This window comes from Caldalkalibacillus mannanilyticus JCM 10596, assembly GCF_000615945.1.
Taxonomy (GTDB): Bacteria; Bacillota; Bacilli; order Caldalkalibacillales; family JCM-10596; genus Bacillus_AT; species Bacillus_AT mannanilyticus.
On the sequence record NZ_BAMO01000048.1, the window covers coordinates 1 to 23,529 of the forward strand.

Below are 23,529 nucleotides of genomic sequence, written 5' to 3' on the forward strand. Positions count from 1 at the left end.
AAGCGATAGACAAGCTGTAATATGTTATCTCCCAATTGACCGAAGTTGTATTTTGTATAATCCCAAAAAGCTAGTGATATTCCAATGCTGAAAAAGATGATTAGAGAAAATATTAATTTTTGTTTACATGTTCTTTTCAATTTTATCCCTCTTTTAAAAAAGTATATTCATATGCCAACATACATATTTTAGAAGTTTAAACTTTTTGTTATTGGGGTAAGGTTTCTTTTAAGAGGGCTATAAAGTTCCCTCCCATAATCTTACCGATTTCCTCTTCCGAAAATCCTTTTTCTATTAAAGCTTCTGTAAGTAGAATCACTCCAGCCGTATCAAAGGGGACATTGGTTGTTCCATCAAAGTCTGAGCCCAGACCTACATGTTCTACACCTACTAAATCCGCTACATAATGAATGGCATTCACAATTGACTCTACATCTTGACCTCCCGTTGCCGTATCCCAGTAGCCAATGCCTATCACTCCTCCATGACGCGCAATATTTACAATCTGTTCATCGCTTAGATTACGGTTATTATTAAAGGTCCCCTTTACTCCTGTATGAGAAACGATAACAGGCTTGATGGTGATAGCCAGTATATCATCGATCATCTCAGGAGAGGCATGAGCCAAGTCGACAACGATCCCTAGTTCCTCCATCTTCCTAATCACTTCTTCACCAAATTCACTTAAACCCTCTCTTGTTTCTCCATGTGCTGATCCCCCTAATTCATTGTCATGGAAATGGCTGGAGCATGATTCGATATCCATATTCAAACAATACTTCTACATTTGAAATTTCTCCCTCAAGCGCATGAGCTCCTTCTAATCCTAGGATACCCGAGGTCATACTTGTATTATTTTCTCTTTCCGCTAAGTATTGCTCTAAATCTGCTCGAGTTCTGATCACAGTCAAAAGACCATTAGATCTCTGAGCAAAATCATGCAGTTTACTAGCTTGATAGAGAGCTCGTTCCTTTAAACTAAACCATGTGCTGACTGGCCACTGCTGGAGCATGGCTAAAAAAGTAATTTGATCGAGTGCCTGAGCGTCTGTATGATCAATATTCTTTCCCATTGGAACCTTCGTCACGACGGTAAATACCTGAAGAGCCACATTGCCTTTAATGAGTCGTGGGACGTCTACGTGACCATAGCTCTCTTCTTTTAACAAGTTTCGATTAAAAAGAAGGGAGTCCGCGTGTAGATCAGCCACAATTAATCTCTCATGCAAGAGCTTGGCTTGATCAGAAACTTGATCATACTCATAGCTACCGCTGATCACATTAAGACTCTTTTCTACCACAGCTGGAGCAAACAATAGAAACAAAATGAAACATACCACAATGACTAATGATAAATAAATCATGACTTTTTTGACCATCATCTTCTCTGCTTAAGAGCAGAGATTCACCCCCTTTTTTCTCCTCATTTAGTTTGCTTCACAAATAATCCCCTGACAGTAGTCGTCAAGGGATCGTTGTTGTTATGTGAGTAGCTTAGTCTATTTCGCTAACCACTTCATAATTCTATTTTTTGCATATTATTATATATGCTACCATAAACACACTTAAAATGGAACAAGCTTAGCGTGTACTACCAACCTTCCTTCCACAGCATCAAGGGTATAATCACATGTAGATAAGGTCAATAGTAAATCATCAGAAGTGACCGACACATCAGGGTGAAAGAGAGAGCGCTTCTGAAGCTCTTGTAAGAAGAATGAAAAATGTTGATCATTCTCGAAATCGGTTTGGATGTAATAAAACTCCGTTGTCGTAACATAGACAGAAAAAATATGTGCCTCATAGCTTTTCGATAAGGTGTGAAAAACAAACCTTGGCTGGATGTTAAGAAAGTCTTCATCTAGATAGTTGGTTAAGCTAGCAAACATCGAACCATCTTTCATGCGATGACCATATAGAATAATATGTCGATTTGCTTGGCTCATATTATTTCTGTAATCCATAAAAATACTGCCTGCTTTGGATTCCTCCCTCTTGTAATCCTTATCTAGATAATACTCATTATCCACTGTTTGTAGAACTGGATAATGGATTGGAGTCTGATCCAAGCTGATCCACCCAACGATATCCTCATTGATTTCTACTAAACTCATAAGTGAAGGTGTTCTCTCCACTTGTCCAGCGCTATTCGGTTTAGCTGTATTTTCTTCGTTTTCTGTACGAGATAGTGACGATAGATTCTGGCTCTTCCCATACAGTTCCTGCGCTTCCATTAAGGTTCTCTTATTATGAAGCGACTCCTTCACAAATTCCCCTAAACTCACACTTGAGTAAAGAAATAAACCTATTGAAAACAGGGTTAGCCACCTTAAACTATTTTTCCTCTTCACCGTATCCCCTCATTTCTACCACGAAAAGCACTGCTTATGTTTTACACTCCTATTGGCAGGACATATAGACCTGCCAGAGGGTCCTCCTTGACAACCACATCTACACCATAGATGGATTTCATCATCTTCTCTGTGATCACTTCATTAGGAGTTCCTTCCATGACCACCTCTCCTTCCTTCATGACCAGAATCTGATCACTGTAACGGATTGCTTGATTAATCTCATGGAGTACCATAACAATGGTTAAGCCATGTGTGACATTTAACGACTTGATCAGTTCTAGCATTTCAAGCTGATAATAAATATCCAAATAAGTCGTTGGTTCATCTAAAAAAAGAATGGGGGTTTTTTGAACCAATTGACAGAGCCACCCAAACTCGCTGTCTTTCCCCACCAGATAATTCACTAAGCCTCTTCGTTCTCTTCTCTTGAAGGTTGGTACAAGTCAACGCCCACTGTATCGCTTGCTCATCCTCTTCTTGGAGAAAATGAAAGAACCCCTTGTGCGGGAGGCGTCCGAAGCTGACTAATCTCTCGATGGTTATATCTGATGGAGCATCATTATGCTGGTGTACGACAGCAATTTTTTGGGCAAATTCTTTGGGCTTATATTGCTGAATAGCCTTGCCATCCAAAATCACCTCTCCCTTCGATGGCAGGTAGTTTCTTGACAGGACTCCTAATAGAGTCGATTTCCCACTTCCATTAGGTCCGATGATTGTTGTGATTTTGCCCTTCTCTATTTTCCCATTGATCCCTTTTAAATTGTCCGTTATTTTGTTATAGGAAAAGGATATGTTTCTAAATTCCATAGATTCGATCACTCTTTCGAAGCAAGTAGATTAAGAAGGGACCACCAATAACAGCCATAATAATAGAAGCCGGGATTTCATTAGGGGCTACTATGGTTCTTCCTAAAGTATCGGCAGTCAGAATTAACAGCGCACCCGATAATGCCGAGAAAGGGATTAGCACTCGATAGTCGGAGCCGACAAACTGTCTAGCAATATGAGGAATTAATAATCCAACAAAGGCTATGATTCCAGCAATGGATGTTGCAACGGCTGCTAATAGAACGGCAACAGCCGAAATAATGACTCTAGCTCTCGTCACATGGAGCCCAAGATTCTTGACTGTCTTGTCCTGTAAAGATAGAAGATTACACCAAGATACTAAACAAAAGGAAAGAATTAAGCCAATCGATCCATAGGTCACAAGAACTTCTACATCACTCCATGTTTTCATGGAGATACTAGAAGTTGTCCCTTGAGAAATGCTTGTCACAGAATAACTCCCCCTAAAATTAAATGAATCATTTAATCCTGTAAACGTCGCATTAATAGCTATTCCGACTAAAATAAGCCTTAGAGGATTCAAACCCGATTTCCACGACAGAGTATAAACAAGAAAACAGGCAAGAGCCCCTCCAATAAAGGAAAAGAGAGGCATCCAAAAAAACAGTTGAGGAGCGATGGTTACAAGTAAAATGGAAAAAAAGGCGGAACCAGATGAGATTCCAATGACTCCCGCATCAGCCAATGGATTTTTCATCACGGCTTGCAAAAGAGCTCCTGATACGGCTAAAGCCGCCCCTGCAAAAAGAGCCACAATGATTCTTGGGAAACGCAAATCCTTAATGATCTCTACCTCATGATGCGTACCATCCATCAGTCCCTGAAACAGTTCCAGCAAAGGAACTTTAATACTTCCTGTATTCACTGCAATGATCATAACCATGATAAGCATACTGATCACACTCAAAAAGCTGACGATTTTTCTATTCATGTTTGACATCTCCATATAGCATTTCCATTAACTGATCCAACGCTTCAGTCGTTGCTAGATTTCCCGTTGTCGGAAAGAACAGCTCATCTAAATCATACACCCTGCCATTATTTACAGCGTCAAAATGCTTCCAAATATCATTCACTTTAAACTCTCGATCAAACATCTCGATGACTTCCTTAGGCATTCCATGAGCCGCTCGTAAGATGATATCTGGATTGGCTTGCTGCAGATATTCGGTATTAGAAGAGAGGTACTCAACATTTTCACCTTGGATCACATTGACTCCACCACATATTCGGACTAAATCACCGATATAGGAATGCTCTGTAGCGACTAAATAACTTCCCGGAATCCCTAATAGAATAAGAACTGTAGGTGCTTCTTTCCCTTCAACCTCTCGCTGAATATCTGACACCTTCTTATTCATCTTGTTAATGATACGATCGGCTTGCTCTGTTCGATTAAACTTGGTCCCTAATTCACGAATCGAATTCAACATTCCATCAAGTGTTTCAAGATTAATAAACGTGGCTGCTATCCCCACCTCTTCAAAGAGTGGTTTCAGTTCATATTCCAATGTCGAAACCGCAAGGATATCAGTCGGTTGGAGCCAGCGCACCATCTCCATATCTGGTGTTTTCGTGTTCCCTATTTCGGTTACTCCCTTATAACGCTCAGGTAATTCCTTATAGCTCGTTGGTATCCCCACTAGATTGAGCTCTAAGGCATCCAGTATTTCTGTTAGTGCCACGGTAGTAGAAATGATCCGATATTCTTCTTCATGCTCTGAATCTACTATTCCCTCAGACTCTATGGGAGATGAATTCTCATTGCTCTTTGTAACGGATTGTTCATTGGAAGCGGAACAGCCGATGAGTCCCACATAGAACAATAAGAGTAGCGTGCAGCCGATCATTATTTTTTTCATCCTGTTCACGATCCTCTATTTTGTCATCGTAATGCTACGATCAGTGGCATTCCACTCCACTTGAACACCAAGTTGCTCGGAAATAAAACGCAAGGGAACAAAGGTTGCTCCGTTCTTGATTTCGGGGGCTGCTTCAATAGTATGATTGACCCCGTTCACTGTAACCTGTTTACTTCCCTCCTGAAGAGAGATGGTTTTCCCTTCTAAAGAAACCGTAATGGTTCGAGTGGAGCTGTCCCAATTTACTTTCGCACCTAGATTCTCACTAATAAAACGGAGGGGGACTAAGGTCCGCTGATCTTTGGTATAAGGAGCCTCTGTTAATACAGTCGCTTTTCCGTTCGTCCAAGCATTTTTGCTATTTAGATAAATCACAATCTGCTTCTTCTTAACGTCGGAGGCTTTCTTTTCTTCTTCTTCTGCTTTTGCTTCTGTCAACGGCATAATGCTAGAAACATCATAGGCAATTTGAATATCATAGCTAGAATCATAGGTAAACCCAGGTAAATTCATATAGATACTTACCCAGGCTTTTTGAGGGACTGCTAAATTGTTTATTTCGAATTGTACCTCTCTTGTGTTCTTAGCTGGGTTAGAGTTCAGTATTTTTGTATCGACTAAGGTACCGTTTTGATCTACTTTAAAACCCGTAATTGCTGCGCTCTCTGTAAGTGTAAAGGTCATATATTTTTTGCCATTCTCAATGGTTAATGTTCCTTCGTTTGTGACATAATCATTCATCATGGATGGTTCCGAGCTATTCGCTTTTAAGATGGTGAACGATACGCTGTAGTTACCATCAGACAATGAATCTGAGGCTTGAACACTCACCAAACTCATCCATAGCAGAATACAGATTCCTGTTACGATCACAATTGACTTTATCTTTCGCATTTTTTTCTCTCCTTGAAAGCCTCTATTTTCTTTTTTCCGTCCCCTTAGGATAGAGGACGGAATGTGTTTGCTAGACAAACCAGTATTACTTTAGTGTTCTGACAATCATGGTTACCGCTTCTGCTCTAGTTGCTTTATTTTTAGGCTTGAAGCTTCCATCTGGATAACCAGTGATGACCCCATGACCTGTTGCTATTTGGACAGCAGAGCTCGCCCATGATGAAATTTTATGCTGATCGGTATAGGCTGTTTTTCCTTGTTCTTTCTCAGCTAATTTAGCTGCTCGAACAAGAATCACTGCCATTTGTTCACGTGAAATGGCATCATTAGGACCGAAATGATTTTCATCATATCCTTGAATGAGCCCATGAGCATAGGCTGTTTCCACCGCATGTTTAGCCCAATGATTGGTCGTATCAGAGAAGCTTTTTCCTGTTCTCTCTTCTAAATGAAAAGCACGTACCACAACAGTGATAAATTCAGCACGAGTCATTTGGTTACTTGGTTTAAATGTTCCATCTGGATAACCTTGAATCGCTCCAAGAGAGGCTAATGTCTTAATACTCTCTTCTGCCCAGTGTCCTTCTATGTCAGAAAAATGAACTAGCTTCCTATCCTGAATGGGTCGTGCTTGCTCCTTTTTCTCCTCTGTTACACTCTCTTTTTCTTTATTCTCTTCTTTCCTTTTCTCCTGTTGCTTCTCTTTGGCAATGATAGCAAACTTCGTAAAATGATCAACATCTCCACTCACTTTTCCTGTAGAAGCATCTACCTTTACATTATCTAGTTCAATCCATTCTTTTTTCTGCTCATCAAACCAATAGATACTAAGTTCATATTTTTCGAGATCTACTTTGGTTCCATCAAAGGGAAGGGTGATGGTTACTTGTTTTTCAAATGAACCTGTCTTATCTTTCGTGATTTCAAAGACATCACTCGCTAATTTTGTTTTATCAGCAAGTGGCAGTTGAGAGGGATTAGTAACCTTTTCGACCTTCACATTAAAATTGCTGGTAAAAGCATTTTGTGGAAAGTGAATGACTGCCCCGCTAAACTCTACCGTTCCCCCATCGCTTACTGTAATCAAGGTCTCCTTAGGGGCTGCTACAGGGCTCGGCTGTGAGGTAACTGGGGTAGACACATATCCAGATCGAATACTCCCTACATCAAATTGTAATTGTACATTATATTTTCCTGAGTAATTGATTTCAGGAACCTTCGCTTCAGTGTATACATCTACTTTTTTACTTAAGTCCAGCACCTCAAATTGAATGACTCGTGAATCTGCCGTTCTGTCTGTGCTTACTACCGTTACTCCACTTCCGTTCGAATTGACTTGAAACGCTGTAACCCAGCTACTATTTTTTACTGTAATGGCTACATAAGATTTTCCATTCTTTACGGTTAATTTAGCAGGACTTACAACATACTCCGCCATGACTGACCTTTCGCTTGAATTGTCCTTTTTGACCGTGAAATCAATAGAATATTCTCCGTCTTTTCGTTTTTCATCAGGAAGCTCTGGATTTGGATTCGGGGTTGGATTTGAATTCGCACCTGTTGTCACCGAAACACCCTCGGACCAAAGAGAGTGATGATTGTTTTTTACCGCTCTGATTTTATATGTATAACTTGTATTGAAATGCACCGTATCTACATAGGAAGTCCCTGTTATGTTGGAAATGATGCTTTCGCTTCCATTCAAGGTTCGGCTTATTTCATAAGTGGCTCCAACAACAGCAGCCCATTGAAGAGTCACTTGATTTCCTGATGCTGTAGCTTTAAATTGAGCAGGGATATCAATGACATTGTTTTCAGGCTCTGACGGTGGAACAACGGGGTCCGTAGACTCTATCTTTTGCAAGGAATCCTGGAGAAAGACCAATCGAAATTGAACGGTTCCTGTTCCCATCCTCCCTCTGTCTACGCTCGTTTGAACTGTAAACGGGTTTTCAAGCGTAGGAACTTCAATTTTGTATGTTCTTGTTTTGACTTCTCCTTCTAGATCCTCAGCAACCACTTCAGCCAAATGAACTTTTGGAAGATTCTCAGCATCTATATAAGGAATTCCAAAATCAAAGAGTAGATTTGCTCGTGTCATGGTGATATAAGCAAAGATCTTTCCATTACTGACTTCTAGTTTGGCTGGCTTGACTAAATCCTGATCTGCACTTGATACATTTTCATTATCCAGTCGCATTGCCCACATATTAATGGTATACTTACCATCTTCTATCGTAGGTGTGACAGGTGTTTCTGGTTCTACAGGAGCTTCTGGCTCAGCAGGAACTTGCACTGGTTGGTCTAAGGCAATTCGCACATCATGAGTAGCCGCATAAACTCCCGGTACATGGACGTGTACCTTGGCTGGAATAAGGGCAGATAATGACTGAACTTCAAAATTTGTGACCACATATTCTGAGGTTAGTTGCAGCCATTCACCATTTTCTTTTTGAAGCTCAAATCCCGTCATATCTTCCGTATCCTTCAAGCTGAAGGAGAGGTAGTTGCGACCTTCTAGCACTTTTAACACTGCTGGCTTCTGTAGGTGTTGATCCATATAAGATACTTGATCATTAGTAGCTTGAAGCACTTTAATATCAATAGAATACTCTCCATCTCCTAATGAAGTGGTCGCTTCCACACTTTGAACAAAGGGGGAAAGTATGGCATAAAATAATATAAAAAGGATAGACAACAATGAACCTATTTTCTTTCTCTCTGCTTTCAATTTCAGTTCTCCTTTACTGTGTAATCTCGTTCTAACCCATCAGGTAGAGTTAAAACTCCATCTGCTAGGAAATCTACTTTATCTTCGCTTTTGTCGTACAAAACCAAAACTGATCCTCAATAAGAGGAGAGATACAATGAATAGTCCTAAGATTAAAGTCAGATTTGTTTCATCTCCTGTTTTAGGATTTGGCACTTGCTGAACCGTTGTTCCCTTACTTGCACTCACTGTTTCTTGATTTTTTGTTTGCGCTTTTTTGGGAGTTGAAGAAGAGACAGGCGTGCTTTTCACTTCTACTAGACTACTCTGATCAAAACGAAATCTCACGGTATGATGATGATCATAGTTATGCTCTTTAATCAAAACATGCATCTTAGAAAAAAGTGGCTGAGATAAATCATTCACTTGAAATTGAACCACTCTTGTATTCTGACTCTCATTTCTACTTATAACTTTAGCATCTGTATAGCTCTCCTGATTTTTCACTTCAAGACTCTTAATCCACTCACTTTGATTAAGCGTAATCTGGGCTGTCATTTGCCCTTTCTGAACTACTAAAGTAGCCGGCTTCTGAAAATAATCATTCGCGATCGATGCTGAATCATTATCCGCCTTTACTATCGTATAGCTTATGGTATACTTGCCATCTGCGAGTGCATTTGTAGCCTCAACATCAATAGAAACGTATAGCATCAGCGCTAGAAGAGTAACTAGAACTAACGAACAGACTACGATCCTTCTCATGTTTCATCTTCTTCCTTCCTCAAGGCATGTAGGTTTTCCAGGACTATGTCCGCTAATGCCAGCATAAAATCAGCACTATCATTCAAGAATTCAGTGTGTACATATTCTAGCCCTAGCTCGTGTGTCAGCTCCATACACTCTGTTCCTAACTCGTGAATCACTTCGATGTTAGCTGTAATCGAGAGCAAATCACAAGTCACGATTCCTTTCTTTCCAGCTTGCGCCTCCTCTCGTATAACCTCCTTAAGCTCTGGCTCTAACCAGCCTTGCTTGTTTCTGGCACTACGATAAGCTATTCTCCAGCTTGAAAGCTGCAATTCTTGGGCTATTTTTTCAGCTAAAGCTACGAATTGAGTCGTATATTCTGGATGTTTTTCTGGTGTACCTGGTAAGCTATGTGTGGTGAAAATCACTGTGCTATTCTCTTGCACCGAATCAGATAACCAATCTAATGCTTGCTTCACCCTTTTTACTAATACCGAAACAAACTTAGGGTGCAAATGCCATGAAGTGATATCTAGTGTAGAGATTGTAGCTTGATCTCCCAATGCTTCATTCACTGTCTGCAAATACTGTCCTACACCGGAATGTGAGTATAAAGGAAGCATGGGTAATACCACGATGTATGAAGCCTTATCTTGTATACATTGCTGTACTTCCTCTTTAATAAAAGGCTGAGAATACTTATACGTCGCTCCTACTCGGAGCTCCTGCGAAAAGGAAGGCTGAAGCAGGACTTGTAAGACTTCTGCCTGCCTTGCTGTAACCGCACTCAAAGGGTCATTGGTACCTAATAATCGGTACTGCTCTCTCAGGGGTTCGAGTTGCTCTAAAGAAGGAGTTCTGCCTTGTAGAATATGGCTAAAAAAATTCTCTAGATCATCTATATTTTGTGGAGCACCATAAGACATTAAGAGAACACGAATCATGATATCTTCATTCCTCTTGAAGGTGTTTCACCGATGACGTCATAAAAGGAAACCTTAAAATCGATGATATCATTTGAGCGTGGACCACTGTGAGATTGACGGAAGGATTCCGTTTTTGTCCATTCATCATGACTTTCTTTTGATTCCCATTTGGACCAGATGACAAATTCATCATATTCCTCTGTCCCTCTTGTTTGTAATAAATGAACCGTAATAAAACCTGGCGTTTGTTCTACACCGCTTAAGCGCCCAAAGCGAGAGATGAATTGATCACCTGTCCCTTTCTTAACCTTTATTGTGTTTGAGATGACAAACATTGTTTTTCCTCCATTCATAATTTAAGTTGTACTTCGCACTAAGCCACATGGAGAACATATGGGTGTATCCCCATCCAAATGGACCTTCGCTTCAATTGAAAAAACGTCTCTGAAAAATTGACAATCATAAACCTCTTTCGGAATCCCTTGCCTCACCACCTTTCCCTGTTTCATCGCGATGATTCGATCGCTATATCTCGCTGCCTGATTGACATCGTGCAAAACCATAATAATGGTGATGCCAAGGGTTTGATTTAATTCAGTTAATAATTCTAGTACTTCTAATTGATGAGAGATATCGAGATAACTCGTCGGCTCATCTAGGATTAAAATGGTAGGTTTTTGGGCAATACACATAGCAATCCAGGCCCTCTGTCTTTCTCCACCAGATAAAGTGTGAAGCGGTCGGTGCTGAAAGGAAACGAGCTGTGTCACAGAAAGTGCCCAATCAATATGACTGGATTGATCCTTCCCGTAATCCTGATACCATTTTAAATAAGAGTAGCGACCATGCTGCACTAGATCACGAACGGTAAGATCAAGCTTATGGTCATGAACCTGGGGCAGCATTGTCATTTTTTGAGCCACCTCTTTATTTTTCCATTGCTTCATGTCCTGCCCCTCCAGATACACTGTACCGTCTTCTGGTTTTAATAGCCTTGTTAGTAATCTTAGAAATGTAGACTTTCCAGAACCATTAGGACCTATGACACTCACCATTTCTCCTCTGTTAAATTGAAGCGATAAATCCTTGATGAGATAGGAATCAGTATAGCCATATGACAAATGCTCTGCCTTTAGGATACCCTCCATTTCGTTAATCCTCCTTTTAAAAGATAGAGAAAGAATGGAGCTCCCATTAAGGCTAGTAATATTCCCACTGGAAGCTCGATAGGGTCAAACCACGCTCTGGCAATGGTATCCGCCATCACCACAAGAAAAGCCCCACCTAGAGCTGAGATAGGTAAAAGATACCGGTAATCGTTGCCGACAATCATTCGTGCAATATGTGGCACAATCAAACCTACAAAACCAATTAATCCAGCAACACTCACAGCCGCTCCTGCTAAAAATGTAGCCAATAAAATAATAAATATCCGGCTTCTCTCCACCTGATTCCCTAGTAATTTAGCTACCTCATCTCCTAATACCAGAATATTCGCATGTTTTATGATAAAAAAAGATAGGATGATGCCAACCAGAGCATAGGGCCAAATGATAGAGAAATGAGGCCAGCTTCTCCCGCTAAGCCCCCCTACTAACCAGGGTAAGACCGCCTGTACTCGATCACTATATAAAATCATGATCGTAGACATTGCCGCTCCTAAAAGTGAATTAATAGCAACCCCTGCTAAAATCATACGATGGGGAGATACTCCCCCTTCCCATGCCACCAAATAGATGATAAGGGTCGTAATCAGCGCTCCTAAAAAAGCTCCTAATGGGAGAAACTGAATAAACTGAGGGAACACAATCATCATTAGTACCGCTACGAATCCTGCTCCAGCAGAAACACCAATGATTCCGGGGTCTGCTAATGGATTCCTCATAACTCCCTGTAATAACGCTCCAGATAAGGCTAGACAGATTCCTACAAGTGCTCCTGTTAATACCCTAGGCAATCTTAAGTCCCAGATAATTTGGCTAGCAAAACCATCCGAATGATAGAATAAGACATTCCAAATTTCCCGAATCGAAATGGGGACTGACCCTTCGATCAAGCCATAAACCAAGGCAGTTATCGTGAGGAATATCCCAATGATGAAGCTTACGTTTCTCTTAGATGACCTAGGATCATTCATTTGTCTATTCACCTGCTCGATCTAGGCTTTCCTTCAAAAATTCCATTGCCTCTATGACTTTAAGACCTGGATTAGATCCGAATAATTCATGTGGGAGAAAAATAAGTTGATCCTTCTCTAATGCCTTCACCTTGTGCCATGCTGGATTGCTTTTTAACTCCGTTTCAAACTTTTCTTTCACCGCTTGCGGGTCGCCATGAGTAATAAAATAAATCACTTCAGGATTCGCTTCGATCACTCTTTCCATACTTAAATGAGCATAATCAGGATACTGTTCAAGACCTGCAAGGTCGCTGGCAATATTCTTACCTCCCACCTGCTCTAGAAGGTTACCTGCTAGTGAAGTGGGAAGAGCTGCCATGAACGTATCCACCGTTCCATAAACCATCAGTACCTTGACTTCTTGCCTTGCTGAACCTTGCTGTAAAGCCTCTTTCCTATCCTCAATGCTTTGGATCAACGCCTTAGCCTCTGTAGTACGCTCTAAAAGCTGACCGTACATGTCAATCACCTGAATGATTTTTTCGTAGCTATTGCTATTTGTTAACAGCATATTAAGTCCTAGGTATTCGGCTGTTCCCACATCCTTCATGTTAAGCCCTGCATGACCAATCACTAAATCTGGCTTTAAACTTAGAATCTTTTCAAAATCTACTTCATGAGGGCTACCAACTTGGATAGCGCTTGCCAATCTTTCAGGTAGCTCTTGCCCTTCGCCTCTTACACTCGGACGTCCTATAATCTCACCACCAAGAGCATCAATAATTTCCATATCACCTGGCAGTAAAGAAACGATTCTCTTAGGAGAAGATTGAAAAAACACTTCTCGTTGTGCATGGTCAATAATAGTAATCCCTTCCTCCACTCCTTGCGGGGAACTATTTTCCTGCTTTTGTCCTTGTTGATCTTCTCCCTCACTGACATTGTTTTGAGTCAGACTTGCAGTTGAGCAACCAACTAATAAAGCAATGACCAGTAAAATATTTACACAAAAATATGCATTTCTTATGTATCTAGCAACAAATTTCATTGACACCCTCCAATTGATAAAGATTATCATTTTCAAATAGATTATATGCCAGTCATTTTATCCATGTCAACATAAATGATATTGATTTTCATTTTCAAGTGTAGGCAATAAAAAAGAGCTATCCTTTTATGGATAGCTCTTACCTATTTAGGGGATTTTTTCATTTTTACTAGGGGGGCTTAGTCTATTAAATTGGAACTTCAACATTATTCTTCGATTGCGCCAAATGCTTTCCATGTACCAGGTTGACCATCTAAAATGCAAATCCACCCCACTTTACCAGCAAGTGTTGCTATATTTTTTTGACACGACAGGACCTCTAGGAGATATTAAGATCACCTATATTTTTCAAGATGGAAAATACCAAGCAAAGTCCATTAATTTTGAAGCCCTTGAAGAGTATATTTTTAAAAACCCACCTACACGTCCTTCCGGTCAAGGTGGGTTTTCACTTCTAAATTCTTACCTGTTCTATAGCCATCAGCAAATCCCTCTCTATAGCTGCTATCGATTAAAAGCACAGAGTTTAAAATAAACATATCTTCCATTCTGCTTAAAGCTCTCTTGGTTTCTTCATCCTTGACACTGATTTTCTCTAATGCATCTCTAAACTCTTTATATAAACCCACAGCTTCTTGATTATCTCTAAGTATTTTTATTTTTGTATCGACTGCTGAGTTCAGATATTCTAATGCTAGTTTCTTATCCATATATATACCTCTTTGTTTTAAAAGTAACTTAAATTATAAAATGATCTATGAATTAGAAGATGATATATTCGCAATAAGCTTTAAGTTCTCCTCCGAAGAAATCTTGAAGATACGTTAAGAAGGTATTTCTTCTAACTCCTTATAAATTCGACAAGAAAGAACATAACTACCACCTTTCTTCTATATTCATTTTTATATCATACTAACAATGGATTTTTTTGTCGAAATCTGCAAAAGACTTTCGTGTTTTCGTCATGACAAAAACTTCTTGACATTATATACTTTCATGCTAAAACGAAAAAATTAAAAAGCACCCTTATTTAGGGCGCTTTTTTTGTTGCTTTATACTCTTAATTGTTTTTCTGTATGGCAAAGCGACGAAATATTCAGAGTGATCTTCAAGTATAACGTGATCTCTTTTTTCGTCATAGTCTATGATTTTATCTTTATTTACAACTACTCCTCTATCTACCTTTAATCCTGTGAATTGTTCTAATATAATTGACCAGTGATTCATCGTGCTGGGTACTAGATAGGTTTCACGATTGTAAATGCAGATTTGATTGTTTTTATTATGAGGGTCTGTAAATACAGAACTAAAATCTTTAAATGGGATTAAAACTACTTCTTCACCATCTTTAGTTTTTTTTATCACTGGAATCATTACATCCATGTTTATCCTCCGAATTTACTTGCGTTTTAATTCCTCGGGCAGACCTGGATCATTACTCCATACCCAACTAGCTGAAACTGAGGGAACAAAGGTTGCAAAAGTAGTTAAGAACACTGCGACCAAATAAAATACTCTTTTTTCATGATGTTCACCCCCTTGTTCGTTCAATCAAAGAGATTGCTTGGATAAAAAATGTAACCGCAATCAAAGCAGAATGAGTAACAAAGTTGAAACTCACTATTAAAATGGAAATTATTTTAAATATTGGATAATGTTTCTCCGAAACATTGCTTGTATCTTCTATTCGGGATGGAGCATACATAGCAACTAATAATAAATTGAATATGGTAATAATGCATACAATATCGCCTTCCATATACATACCTGAAAAAGGAATGACATTCGCTACTCCTACAGATGCGATAACACAGATTATTCCTGATTTAAAATGGTAACCTCCAGAAAAAAATCTAAGAGTGGCAAACGCCATCAGCACAATCAAAACCTCTGTCAACTGTCCAAATAAAGCTCCTGACATTATTCCTAAGAATACTATAGAAACGGCATTTATTATTTTCTCTAATGCATTTTTTAGAACTGCAATGCTGGCTTCATGATCACTCTGCTCTTTTATATAAACCGCAATTTTTTCAGCTAAATTAGAAATCAAATATCTCTCATCTCCTTCTTAATGCTGAAATAAATAAGAAAGGCGGCTGGAATAAATAAAAGGACAATCGCTAACCAAGAATTATTGATATAAAGAGAGATTAAAAGTACTACCGTTGAAAAAAATAATAGAGTAAGTATGATTATTTCTTCACCTTTAAACTTAAACTTATTCATATCAAACGTAAAACCATACCCTTTATAATATAAAAAGTGGCTTATTAACATGAAAAATATAAACGTAGTAGAGAAATTGATAAACATATCAATTGATATTAAATGAAGTTTCCCAATCGATATTACACCTATTAAATCAAGAATGCTCACTAGTATCGATTGACATAGGGCAAATGAAATAAAACTAATTCCAGTCACTATAATAGAATAAAGAATCGATATATTTAGCGTGGAGAATAGGTAAATAATGAGAAAGGGCAAAAGCATTAAAGGAATCAGATATTGCTCTATCTGAAATTCAGTTTTAAGTACAAACGACAATAAAGCTGAGAAGAAACTAAAGAAAACGATTTGTAATGAATAACTAAATGGGTTAAATCTAAATATAGTGAACATAAACACTAACAATGCAATACTTTCTAAAGCTGACAAAAAGATATACAATGCGTTATCTAGCATAATAACAATTAACCCCCACCATGTGTATGTACTATTGCTTTTCAAAAGGTGCAATCTGATTACATTTTACTATATTCGTTGTCCGAAATATATATATTTTTCGACAAAATAACCTCTTGTTCGATAGGTTGTAAATCACCTGCCTAATCAGCCCTCTTGAGATAAATGCCCACAGTAACAAGACTACCCAGCCAGTTTTTTTCACCAGAAATCAACATACTCATTATTTGGATTCTTGTCAATCGAATTCAGATATTCTGCAATTTTTAATCCGATGTTTGAATAGTCAATTATGAATCTAACAAAACATTGATAACGGAACCAACAAATTGTACACCTAATTTAAATTTCGGTTTAATATCTCCTGCATTGCCAATTCAACATTATTGGCATATTCTGATCTAGAATCAAAAAAATTGATTAATACCTCTTTGTAAAAGATTGGTTTACCAAATAAAAAAACGATATTTATTCGAGTTTTATTGCTCATCACTTTTATCTAGTTCTATTTTTTTAAGCTTATAAAGATGAGGTTGAACTTCCACTACTTGAACACTGACTCTATCTCCTATCTTGAAACTATCTTCCTTTTTGTTATTTTCATCAAATTGTACCATTATAAATCTATGAGAATTGTATTCGTTTAAATCTCCTGCTGTTTTTGTTTTCACATCGTCCTCAGAAATCCCCCACATTATTTGATAGACCATAGATTCTTCTAATTCCAAAATATCAATGATATACCCTTTATAATCCAACTTTATTTCGCTTGCTGAGCAACCTGAAACAGCAAGAATTATAAAAATAATAAAGAGCATTTTTCTCATTTCTAATACCTCCAGTGTTATTTATAGCACTACCAACTAATCATCTATAAAAACCACTTAGAAACTCTATCATTACAATAATTCCATTTTTATATTTTCGTCTAAATTAAACATAATTACATAATAGGTAATTTTCAGGTTCATCTAGATAGAATTCGTTGATACTACTTTCATGTTTCTGTATTATCAAGAGATATCGCCTCTGCATCTTGAATTTTTTATAAAGTAAAGCACCCTACTAACAATAATACTAGTAACAATTAAAAAGATAATCTCATTGCAAATTCTCCGTTTTTTTTGTTTTAACCTTTTTATGAAGAGTAATTATATTATACCTAGTACTGGTATTTTAGTTTCGCATTTTTTATAGTACATCAAATATTTGGGTACCCTGAGCCACCAATTGAATGATAGATAGAGAGGATTATCTTAAAAGGCATCCATTAAAAAAAGCCACTCATCATTGAGCAGCTTAATTATTTATCTTAGCTTGTTCTTTTGCCATAAGCTTAACTTGCTTCTTCATTCTCTTATCTGCTTTGTGTTCGTTAACCACGAGGATTGCGTGTATAACTCCTGGTAAGTAAAACAACAAGGTCAAAAAGAAATTTAGCAAGGCTTGGATAGGTCTTCCTGTTAGAAGCACAGCGACTGGCGGTATTAAGCACAATAAGTATAACATGATATCCACTCTCCTTTAGTTTTGTTACCTTCTAATATTCTATCGGTATATTCCTATTTCTTTCTTTTGTCCTAAAATAGATTTTTTTCTATTTTTATGCAACGCTAGTGATCATATCTTGTTTCATTTCCACCAATACTAAAAAAGCTGCATCCCCTCTGAGATACAGCCCAAACCTAGACTAAATTTTTGAAGGGATATCTACCTCCCCCTTCTTCATTTCTTCCCTTCGATTCTACTTTCTCCCCTGCTTTACTTTATAAAATTCATGAAACAGCTTCATCAGGGCTCTTTTTTCAATTCTAGAAACGTAGGATCTAGAGATGCCTAACTCCTTGGCTATTTCCCTCTGCGTTCTTTCTTTTTCTAAATCAAGTCCAAAACGACCTATAATCACTTCTTTTTCTCTTTCATCTAACACATGGATGTGCTCATAGATTTTGTTCTTTTCCATTTGGAGCTGGACAAGATCGATGACATCATCCATCTCTGCCTTAAGAACGTCGATCAACGAGATCTCATTCCCTTCTTTGTCCGTCCCTATTGGATCGTGCAGGGAAACATCTTTTTTCGTTTTCTTTAAGGAGCGCAGATGCATTAGAATTTCATTTTCTATACAACGAGCAGCATATGTCGCCAGTTTTGTTCCTTTGTTCGGTGAATAGCTTTCTACTCCTTTGATTAAGCCAATCGTACCAATGGAAATAAGGTCTTCGGTATCTTCTCCTGTATTTTCAAACTTTTTGGTAATATGTGCGACGAGTCTAAGGTTATGCTCAATAAGAGTATTTCTTGCATCTTGGTCTCCTTCCTGAAGCCTGTTCAGATACATTTCTTCGTCCGTTTCATTTAACGGTTGAGGAAAAGCATTATTTTTTACATAGGAGACAAAAACCATCAATTCCTTAATAAAATAAGCGATGGTTGTAAGTATTCCGGGCAAAGCTGTCACCTCCGATAAGCAGATTACTACTAGTCTATGTGAGCACAGCTTCGTCCTTGTCTGTCCATTAATAAATAACTTACACTTTACTCTCTACCACCTCGCCCAATGCTGCCTCAACCTTCTCCACAATAAAGGCTACATCTGTTTCTTCTATATTTAATGGAGGAGCAATGGTTAAGACGTTATTAAATCCGGCTACTGTGGCTCCATTTTTACCAATTAGAAGACCCTTTTGCTTACAAAGTCCAATGACTTGATTCACGATCTGTACATCTAAAGGTTCCTTGGTTGACTGATCCTTCACTAATTCGATACCGATCAAAAGCCCTTTCCCCCGCACATCTCCGACATAGGGATGACTTTGAAGCGCTAGCGTTAATTCATGTATTAACTTCCCTCCTACCTCTTGAGATCGTTCGCAGAGATTTTCGTTCTCCATAATTTCTAGATTTTTAAGAGCCAATGCACATGCCGCAGGACTACCGCCAAAGGTATTGACATGACGGAAATAATCGTATTCCTCTGATCCTTTGAAGGCTTCATAGATATCCTTTCGAACAGCCGTAGCGGATAAGGGTAGATAGCGCTGGTAATCCCTTTTGCCATAGTTACAATATCTGGCTTGATACCATAATTCATAAATCCAAAGGGCTTACCTGTTCTGCCAAAACCACAAATGACCTCATCAACAATGAGCAAAGCTCCATGTTTTTGACACACCTCGTGAACCCCTTGCATATACCCTTCGGGGGGAACAAGCACCCCTCCTCCCGTGATGATGGGCTCCATAATCATTCCCGCTATGGTTTCGCTCAGCTCCCACGTCATAACACGATCAATTTCCTGCACAGATGACAATTCATGTGGGAGGCAATCTGGCTGTTCTGGTGAACGATAGGAATCTGGAGGAGCTACATGAATAAAACCAGGGGCAAGGGGCTCGTATTTGTATTTGCGCTGTGCTTGACCGGTGGCAGCGAGCGCTCCCATTGAGTTGCCATGATAGGCTCTATACCTCGAAATAAATTTAAAGCGCTGATGATCTCCTTGTTGTTGATGGTATTGCCGAACGATCTTAAAGGCTACTTCATTAGCCTCCGATCCACTATTGGAAAAGAAAATAACATACTCTCCCTCTAGCCAATCATTTAGTTTTTCAGCTAATTTAATCGCAGGGAAATGGCTTTGCGTTAAGGGAAAGAAAGCTAATTCCTTGAGTTGGTCATAAGCTGCCTCGGCAAGCTCCGTCCTTCCATATCCTACATTGACACACCATAAGCCGGACATGGCATCCAAATATTTATTTCCATTCCTGTCTGTAACCCAAGATCCCTCTGCTTTCTGAGCAATGATCGTCGCCTCTGGATGATAGGGTTTCATCGAATGCCACAGATATTGATCATCCTTAGCAAGAAGCTCATGGTAAGAGTTCTTTTCTTCCATCTTATCTACTCCCTCTTTTCATCTTCTAACTTTCAATCTTACTTCTTCATAGATTCATAGAAGCAAATACGATGTACCAGACCATGAACGGGTCTGGTACATCTTTTTTAGAAATCGAATCTGGAGGTGATCATTTTTTTACGAGTATAGAAGTTGACTCCGTCCTTCCCATTAACATGCAGATCGCCATAAAAGGAGTCCTTCCATCCTGAGAAAGGAAAAAACGCCATTGTCGCTGGAACTCCTACGTTAATACCAAGCATTCCTGCATCTGATTCTTCTCGAAAGGTACGAATCACTTTAGCGTCCTTGGTATAGATGCTAGCCCCATTGCCGAACCGGGATTTTCTAAGAAACTGTAAGCCTTCCTCCAAATCCTTCGCGCGAAGCAAGCTGAGAACAGGAGCAAAAATTTCTTCTTGGGCAATCGTCATCTCTGGGGTAACATGATCGAAAATCGTGGGACCTAGAAAATTCCCCTTAGGATGCAGATCCATTTCCTTGCGTCCATCCCGAACCAAGGTGGCTCCTTCTTCGATTCCAAGCTCGATATATTCGAGTACCTTCGCTCGGTGAGAGGCTCTAATAACAGGGGTAAGCAGTACCTCATCATCTAATCCGTTGCCAATTAGTAATTGATCTGCTTTTTCTTTTAAGGCATGAACAAATTCATCTCCTCCACCGATGAGTACCACCGCACTGCAAGCCATACACCGCTGACCTGCACTCCCATAAGCAGACGTAATAATATGCTGAACGGCTTTCTCCATGTCGGCATCTGGCATGACAAAATGATGATTTTTAGCACCTGCTAAGGCTTGCACTCTCTTCCCCTGTGCAGCGGCACGGCTATATACATAGTGAGCCACAGGCTGAGAACCGACAAAGGAAATTGCCTTAATCTGCTCATGCTCCACTAAGCGGTTGACCACATCGTGTGCCCCATGAACGATATTTAGAACACCTGCTGGAGCACCTGCTTCGGTAAAGAGCTCTGCTAACCGACTGGCAAGCAGTGGCGTTCTTTCAGATGGCTTCAGAACAAAGGTATTTCCACAGGCGACAGCTAAGGGAAACATCCAGAGGGGGACCATCATCGGAAAGTTAAAAGGAGTAATGCCGCCAATAACTCCTAATGGATAACGAAACATCTCAGAATCCATTTCTTCTGCAATTCCTGAAAGTGACTCCCCCATAAGTAAGCTAGGAGCCCCTGCTGCAAATTCAACACATTCAATCCCGCGTTGCACTTCACCATACGCTTCTTTATATGCTTTCCCGTTCTCTTGAACGATGAGCTGAGCAAGAGCTTCATGCTGCTCGGTTAGTAGATGATGATAAGTGAACAAGATACGAGCACGTTTGGGTACGGGCGTGTTTTTCCACGTTAAAAAAGCTTCACTAGCTGATTTGACTGCCTCATCCACATCTTGTGCAGGAGATAGAGGAACACGAGCCAGTACCTCACCTGTAGCTGGATTAGGTACTTCTATACTAGCTATGCCGCTAGATTCGACCCACTGTCCATGAATATAGTTTTTTAACACGTAGCCTGCGTTATGATTCATCTTACAATGCCCCCTTTTTGGCAGGATTGGTTTCCTATCTATCCAGTGTTTGCTGATCCAATGCTTCCTGATCCGTCCCTTCTTAATAATCTGCTTTATCTTGTCGCCGCTGCCTAATGATCAGGGAAGAAAAATATTTCCTAGCATCCGCCGTAAGAATCTGTAGGTACACTTTTTGCTCACTCTTTTGCTTCTTCTTCTCTACCTTCTTTCACGCTTTTCTCCTTATCCAGTGCCTGATTCCCCCGTTCAAACTCTAGCAAAGCTCCACTTAAATCTTCCTTTACCCCTTTAATCTGATAGCCACTAGAAACCAAACGATCGATCTTTTCCTTTTCTGCTAAAAATTCTTTATACGCTGACATCCTGTTCCCCCATCCCTATTCTATTAGGTTTGTTTTGACTCTATGTCTGCCGCTCCCTCTAAGGTCTCTGCATCTGCAATCTTCCAAAACCTGCCGACCGTGATTCCTAAGTACTTAGCATCATCAGGGTCTTCCATTTCGGCTTGCTTATATTGTTGGAACCACCAATATTTTGCTAATAGATAGTAGCTAGTACAGCCCACAAAAAAGCCAATGATAAATGAATAGTTAGGAAAAAAGAAAGCACTCCCTCCGCCAAGAATCCAAGAAATAAATCCAGCTAGGTTAAAGCCATGTAAATATCTAAACTGACCTTCCTCCTGATAGAGATCATGAACATGGACTCGACGGCGCCGAAGAAGATAGTAGTCTGCAAATAAGATGCCTACAATAGCGGATAAGACTCCTCCAACAAGTAAAAGTGCTGGAATGATAATATCGAATAAGCTCCAAGGTTGCACGATCGAACCAATAATCCCTGCGGCAACAACCCCTGCCCAGAACGGAAACTTAGGTCCTCCGACATTGGAATAAATGGTGGCAGCAGGAATCAGATTGGCTGAGATATTGGTGGACCACTGAGCAAAGACAATCATTAATAGCAAAATGCCTAGCACAATTCCACTAGCCGCTTCCTGTAATGCAATAACAGGATCATAATTCTTCACGGCAATGTAGGAAACTCCTCCGATCATTACCATAAAGGTTTGAGTCAGAGGAAGTGCCACTAGATTTCCTGCAATTTGTGCTCGATTTCGTTTCCACCAGTTTCGTTCATGAACAGGCGCTTTAATAAACCGAGAAAGAGAGGGCATATCTGCGGCTAAGGTTCCCCAAAAGCCCATGTTCGTCATCATGACGACAATAAAAGCAGTAACAGCAGCTCCTCCTGTGGCAGGGCTTTCAATCCAGTTCCATACCTCTCTCCCCTCGGCAATGGCTTGCTCAGAAAGACTGAGATACATCCAAGCAGATATCATAATAATGATCGGAGCGGCTAGGTCAGCAAAGCGCTCTACCGCCTTAATTCCTAATGCCGTATTGACCACTTGCAACGTGCCAAAAATAAGGAAGCAGAGAAACCAATGGTTAAAATCAAACAGGACGTATAAAATGGCGTTCATGGCTGTTGAACCAAAGTATGTGTTAATCCCAAACCAGCAGGATGCCACAAACCCACGAATAATCGAGGGAAGATGAGTTCCTACCGTACCGAATGGAGCCTCATATACACGGGAAAGGATAATCCATGCTCTACTCCAATATCACCAATGATGGTCATGCAGAGTCCGATGGCAATCGACCCTATGAATGTCGCCAGTAGCACCCACCCCAAGGAAAGACTCTGCACTCCAGCTCCACCAATGGCAAATGCCGCTAATACTACAGCCATTCCAACCCAGATGAAGGCGAATCCTAGTGAACCAATTTTCTTTCCCTTTTGTACAATGGGCAATAAATCTGGGGACTGTAAGTAGCTCCCTTGTTTCTTCAT

The 23,529-nt window shown here is 39.7% G+C and carries 22 protein-coding genes and 3 pseudogenes; 1 reads left to right on the plus strand and 24 read right to left on the minus strand.

The features are described 5' to 3' along the window. Nucleotides 1-208: 208 nt before the first annotated feature. The 22 genes and pseudogenes from JCM10596_RS29825 to JCM10596_RS20610 form a co-directional block, all read right to left on the minus strand. Nucleotides 209-766 (minus strand): dipeptidase, encoded by a 558-nt coding sequence (locus JCM10596_RS29825; protein WP_199900165.1) that lies wholly within the window; start codon nucleotides 764-766, stop codon nucleotides 209-211. Continuing rightward, a complete protein-coding gene (locus JCM10596_RS29830) occupies nucleotides 732-1,382 on the minus strand; it encodes a membrane dipeptidase (RefSeq protein WP_234410593.1) in 651 nt (216 codons plus the stop codon). The genes JCM10596_RS29825 and JCM10596_RS29830 overlap by 35 nt, the downstream gene beginning before the upstream one ends. 183 nt (nucleotides 1,383-1,565) lie before the next feature. Beyond that, complete coding sequence (gene srtB / locus JCM10596_RS20510; RefSeq protein WP_034681892.1) at nucleotides 1,566-2,351, minus strand: class B sortase; 786 nt, start codon at nucleotides 2,349-2,351, stop codon at nucleotides 1,566-1,568. 41 nt (nucleotides 2,352-2,392) lie between these two features. Next, nucleotides 2,393-3,164 (minus strand): annotated as a pseudogene (locus JCM10596_RS26780) (ABC transporter ATP-binding protein). Continuing rightward, on the minus strand, nucleotides 3,154-4,137 hold the full coding sequence (locus JCM10596_RS20520) for a FecCD family ABC transporter permease (RefSeq protein WP_025028707.1): 984 nt from the start codon (nucleotides 4,135-4,137) through the stop codon (nucleotides 3,154-3,156). Before JCM10596_RS20520 ends, JCM10596_RS26780 begins: the two are co-directional and overlap by 11 nt. Then, nucleotides 4,130-5,068: a heme ABC transporter substrate-binding protein IsdE gene (gene isdE, locus JCM10596_RS20525; protein WP_025028708.1), complete on the minus strand. Its 939-nt coding sequence runs from the start codon at nucleotides 5,066-5,068 to the stop codon at nucleotides 4,130-4,132. The genes JCM10596_RS20520 and isdE overlap by 8 nt, the downstream gene beginning before the upstream one ends. Nucleotides 5,069-5,083: 15 nt before the next feature. After that, a complete protein-coding gene (locus tag JCM10596_RS20530; RefSeq protein ID WP_025028709.1) occupies nucleotides 5,084-5,962 on the minus strand; it encodes a stalk domain-containing protein in 879 nt (292 codons plus the stop codon). A gap of 85 nt (nucleotides 5,963-6,047) precedes the next feature. After that, entirely contained in the window at nucleotides 6,048-8,693 is a 2,646-nt protein-coding gene (locus tag JCM10596_RS20535) for an NEAT domain-containing protein (protein ID WP_025028710.1), read from the minus strand. A gap of 78 nt (nucleotides 8,694-8,771) precedes the next feature. Continuing rightward, the gene (gene isdC, locus JCM10596_RS20540; protein WP_025028711.1) at nucleotides 8,772-9,437 is read right to left on the minus strand and encodes a heme uptake protein IsdC; all 666 of its coding nucleotides are present in this window, start codon (nucleotides 9,435-9,437) and stop codon (nucleotides 8,772-8,774) included. After that, entirely contained in the window at nucleotides 9,434-10,366 is a 933-nt protein-coding gene (gene hemH / locus JCM10596_RS20545) for a ferrochelatase (RefSeq protein ID WP_025028712.1), read from the minus strand. The genes isdC and hemH overlap by 4 nt, the downstream gene beginning before the upstream one ends. Further along, nucleotides 10,363-10,683, minus strand: coding sequence for an antibiotic biosynthesis monooxygenase (locus JCM10596_RS20550; protein WP_025028713.1), 321 nt, complete (start codon nucleotides 10,681-10,683; stop codon nucleotides 10,363-10,365). The genes hemH and JCM10596_RS20550 overlap by 4 nt, the downstream gene beginning before the upstream one ends. Before the next feature lie 21 nt (nucleotides 10,684-10,704). Beyond that, nucleotides 10,705-11,496 (minus strand): ABC transporter ATP-binding protein, encoded by a 792-nt coding sequence (locus JCM10596_RS20555; protein ID WP_234410594.1) that lies wholly within the window; start codon nucleotides 11,494-11,496, stop codon nucleotides 10,705-10,707. Next, nucleotides 11,481-12,485: a FecCD family ABC transporter permease gene (locus JCM10596_RS20560; protein WP_034681895.1), complete on the minus strand. Its 1,005-nt coding sequence runs from the start codon at nucleotides 12,483-12,485 to the stop codon at nucleotides 11,481-11,483. Before JCM10596_RS20560 ends, JCM10596_RS20555 begins: the two co-directional genes overlap by 16 nt. 4 nt (nucleotides 12,486-12,489) lie before the next feature. Further along, on the minus strand, nucleotides 12,490-13,515 hold the full coding sequence (locus JCM10596_RS20565; RefSeq protein ID WP_025028716.1) for an ABC transporter substrate-binding protein: 1,026 nt from the start codon (nucleotides 13,513-13,515) through the stop codon (nucleotides 12,490-12,492). A 419-nt stretch (nucleotides 13,516-13,934) separates the two neighbouring features. Then, nucleotides 13,935-14,225, minus strand: a complete 291-nt coding sequence (locus tag JCM10596_RS20570) for a hypothetical protein (protein WP_025028717.1) — start codon at nucleotides 14,223-14,225, stop codon at nucleotides 13,935-13,937. Between the two features lie 316 nt (nucleotides 14,226-14,541). Next, nucleotides 14,542-14,898, minus strand: a complete 357-nt coding sequence (locus tag JCM10596_RS20575; protein ID WP_025028718.1) for a LytTR family transcriptional regulator DNA-binding domain-containing protein — start codon at nucleotides 14,896-14,898, stop codon at nucleotides 14,542-14,544. A 148-nt stretch (nucleotides 14,899-15,046) separates the two neighbouring features. Next, complete coding sequence (locus JCM10596_RS20580) at nucleotides 15,047-15,568, minus strand: accessory gene regulator ArgB-like protein (RefSeq protein WP_025028719.1); 522 nt, start codon at nucleotides 15,566-15,568, stop codon at nucleotides 15,047-15,049. A 1,114-nt stretch (nucleotides 15,569-16,682) separates the two neighbouring features. Beyond that, nucleotides 16,683-17,030: a membrane lipoprotein lipid attachment site-containing protein gene (locus tag JCM10596_RS20590; protein WP_025028721.1), complete on the minus strand. Its 348-nt coding sequence runs from the start codon at nucleotides 17,028-17,030 to the stop codon at nucleotides 16,683-16,685. Between the two features lie 472 nt (nucleotides 17,031-17,502). After that, the gene (locus JCM10596_RS20595) at nucleotides 17,503-17,712 is read right to left on the minus strand and encodes a YqaE/Pmp3 family membrane protein (RefSeq protein WP_025028722.1); all 210 of its coding nucleotides are present in this window, start codon (nucleotides 17,710-17,712) and stop codon (nucleotides 17,503-17,505) included. A 235-nt stretch (nucleotides 17,713-17,947) separates the two neighbouring features. Further along, the gene (sigK, locus tag JCM10596_RS20600) at nucleotides 17,948-18,655 is read right to left on the minus strand and encodes an RNA polymerase sporulation sigma factor SigK (protein WP_025028723.1); all 708 of its coding nucleotides are present in this window, start codon (nucleotides 18,653-18,655) and stop codon (nucleotides 17,948-17,950) included. Nucleotides 18,656-18,734: 79 nt separating this feature from the next. Beyond that, nucleotides 18,735-20,101, minus strand: a pseudogene (locus JCM10596_RS26785) (aspartate aminotransferase family protein). A 107-nt stretch (nucleotides 20,102-20,208) separates the two neighbouring features. Further along, nucleotides 20,209-21,669, minus strand: coding sequence for a CoA-acylating methylmalonate-semialdehyde dehydrogenase (locus tag JCM10596_RS20610; RefSeq protein WP_025028724.1), 1,461 nt, complete (start codon nucleotides 21,667-21,669; stop codon nucleotides 20,209-20,211). On the opposite strand from JCM10596_RS20610, the gene JCM10596_RS30945 reads away from it, so the two are divergent. Then, a complete protein-coding gene (locus JCM10596_RS30945) occupies nucleotides 21,661-21,786 on the plus strand; it encodes a hypothetical protein (protein ID WP_267879723.1) in 126 nt (41 codons plus the stop codon). The two genes, JCM10596_RS20610 and JCM10596_RS30945, sit on opposite strands and share 9 nt — an antisense overlap. Before the next feature lie 62 nt (nucleotides 21,787-21,848). Here JCM10596_RS30945 and JCM10596_RS26790 read toward each other — a convergent pair whose 3' ends face one another. Then, nucleotides 21,849-22,034 carry a hypothetical protein gene (locus JCM10596_RS26790; protein WP_051541395.1) on the minus strand — a complete coding sequence of 62 codons (186 nt, stop codon included), beginning with the start codon at nucleotides 22,032-22,034 and terminating at the stop codon, nucleotides 21,849-21,851. A gap of 23 nt (nucleotides 22,035-22,057) precedes the next feature. Continuing rightward, a pseudogene (locus tag JCM10596_RS26795) lies at nucleotides 22,058-23,529 on the minus strand (NCS1 family transporter).

What these genes read in the sequence shown, in the direction of transcription:
- isdE (WP_025028708.1), bottom strand. Translation starts at nt 5,068, where the DNA reads ATGAAAAAAATAATGATCGGCTGCACGCTACTCTTATTGTTCTATGTG.
- JCM10596_RS20520 (WP_025028707.1), bottom strand. Translation starts at nt 4,137, where the DNA reads ATGAATAGAAAAATCGTCAGCTTTTTGAGTGTGATCAGTATGCTTATC.
- JCM10596_RS20595 (WP_025028722.1), bottom strand. Translation starts at nt 17,712, where the DNA reads ATGTTATACTTATTGTGCTTAATACCGCCAGTCGCTGTGCTTCTAACA.
- JCM10596_RS20555 (WP_234410594.1), bottom strand. Translation starts at nt 11,496, where the DNA reads ATGGAGGGTATCCTAAAGGCAGAGCATTTGTCATATGGCTATACTGAT.
- JCM10596_RS20565 (WP_025028716.1), bottom strand. Translation starts at nt 13,515, where the DNA reads ATGAAATTTGTTGCTAGATACATAAGAAATGCATATTTTTGTGTAAAT.
- hemH (WP_025028712.1), bottom strand. Translation starts at nt 10,366, where the DNA reads ATGATTCGTGTTCTCTTAATGTCTTATGGTGCTCCACAAAATATAGAT.
- JCM10596_RS26790 (WP_051541395.1), bottom strand. Translation starts at nt 22,034, where the DNA reads ATGTCAGCGTATAAAGAATTTTTAGCAGAAAAGGAAAAGATCGATCGT.
- JCM10596_RS20575 (WP_025028718.1), bottom strand. Translation starts at nt 14,898, where the DNA reads ATGGATGTAATGATTCCAGTGATAAAAAAAACTAAAGATGGTGAAGAA.
- JCM10596_RS20590 (WP_025028721.1), bottom strand. Translation starts at nt 17,030, where the DNA reads ATGAGAAAAATGCTCTTTATTATTTTTATAATTCTTGCTGTTTCAGGT.
- JCM10596_RS30945 (WP_267879723.1), top strand. Translation starts at nt 21,661, where the DNA reads ATGATTCATCTTACAATGCCCCCTTTTTGGCAGGATTGGTTTCCTATC.
- JCM10596_RS20610 (WP_025028724.1), bottom strand. Translation starts at nt 21,669, where the DNA reads ATGAATCATAACGCAGGCTACGTGTTAAAAAACTATATTCATGGACAG.
- JCM10596_RS29830 (WP_234410593.1), bottom strand. Translation starts at nt 1,382, where the DNA reads ATGATGGTCAAAAAAGTCATGATTTATTTATCATTAGTCATTGTGGTA.
- JCM10596_RS29825 (WP_199900165.1), bottom strand. Translation starts at nt 766, where the DNA reads ATGGATATCGAATCATGCTCCAGCCATTTCCATGACAATGAATTAGGG.
- JCM10596_RS20550 (WP_025028713.1), bottom strand. Translation starts at nt 10,683, where the DNA reads ATGTTTGTCATCTCAAACACAATAAAGGTTAAGAAAGGGACAGGTGAT.
- JCM10596_RS20530 (WP_025028709.1), bottom strand. Translation starts at nt 5,962, where the DNA reads ATGCGAAAGATAAAGTCAATTGTGATCGTAACAGGAATCTGTATTCTG.
- JCM10596_RS20570 (WP_025028717.1), bottom strand. Translation starts at nt 14,225, where the DNA reads ATGGATAAGAAACTAGCATTAGAATATCTGAACTCAGCAGTCGATACA.
- isdC (WP_025028711.1), bottom strand. Translation starts at nt 9,437, where the DNA reads ATGAGAAGGATCGTAGTCTGTTCGTTAGTTCTAGTTACTCTTCTAGCG.
- JCM10596_RS20560 (WP_034681895.1), bottom strand. Translation starts at nt 12,485, where the DNA reads ATGAATGATCCTAGGTCATCTAAGAGAAACGTAAGCTTCATCATTGGG.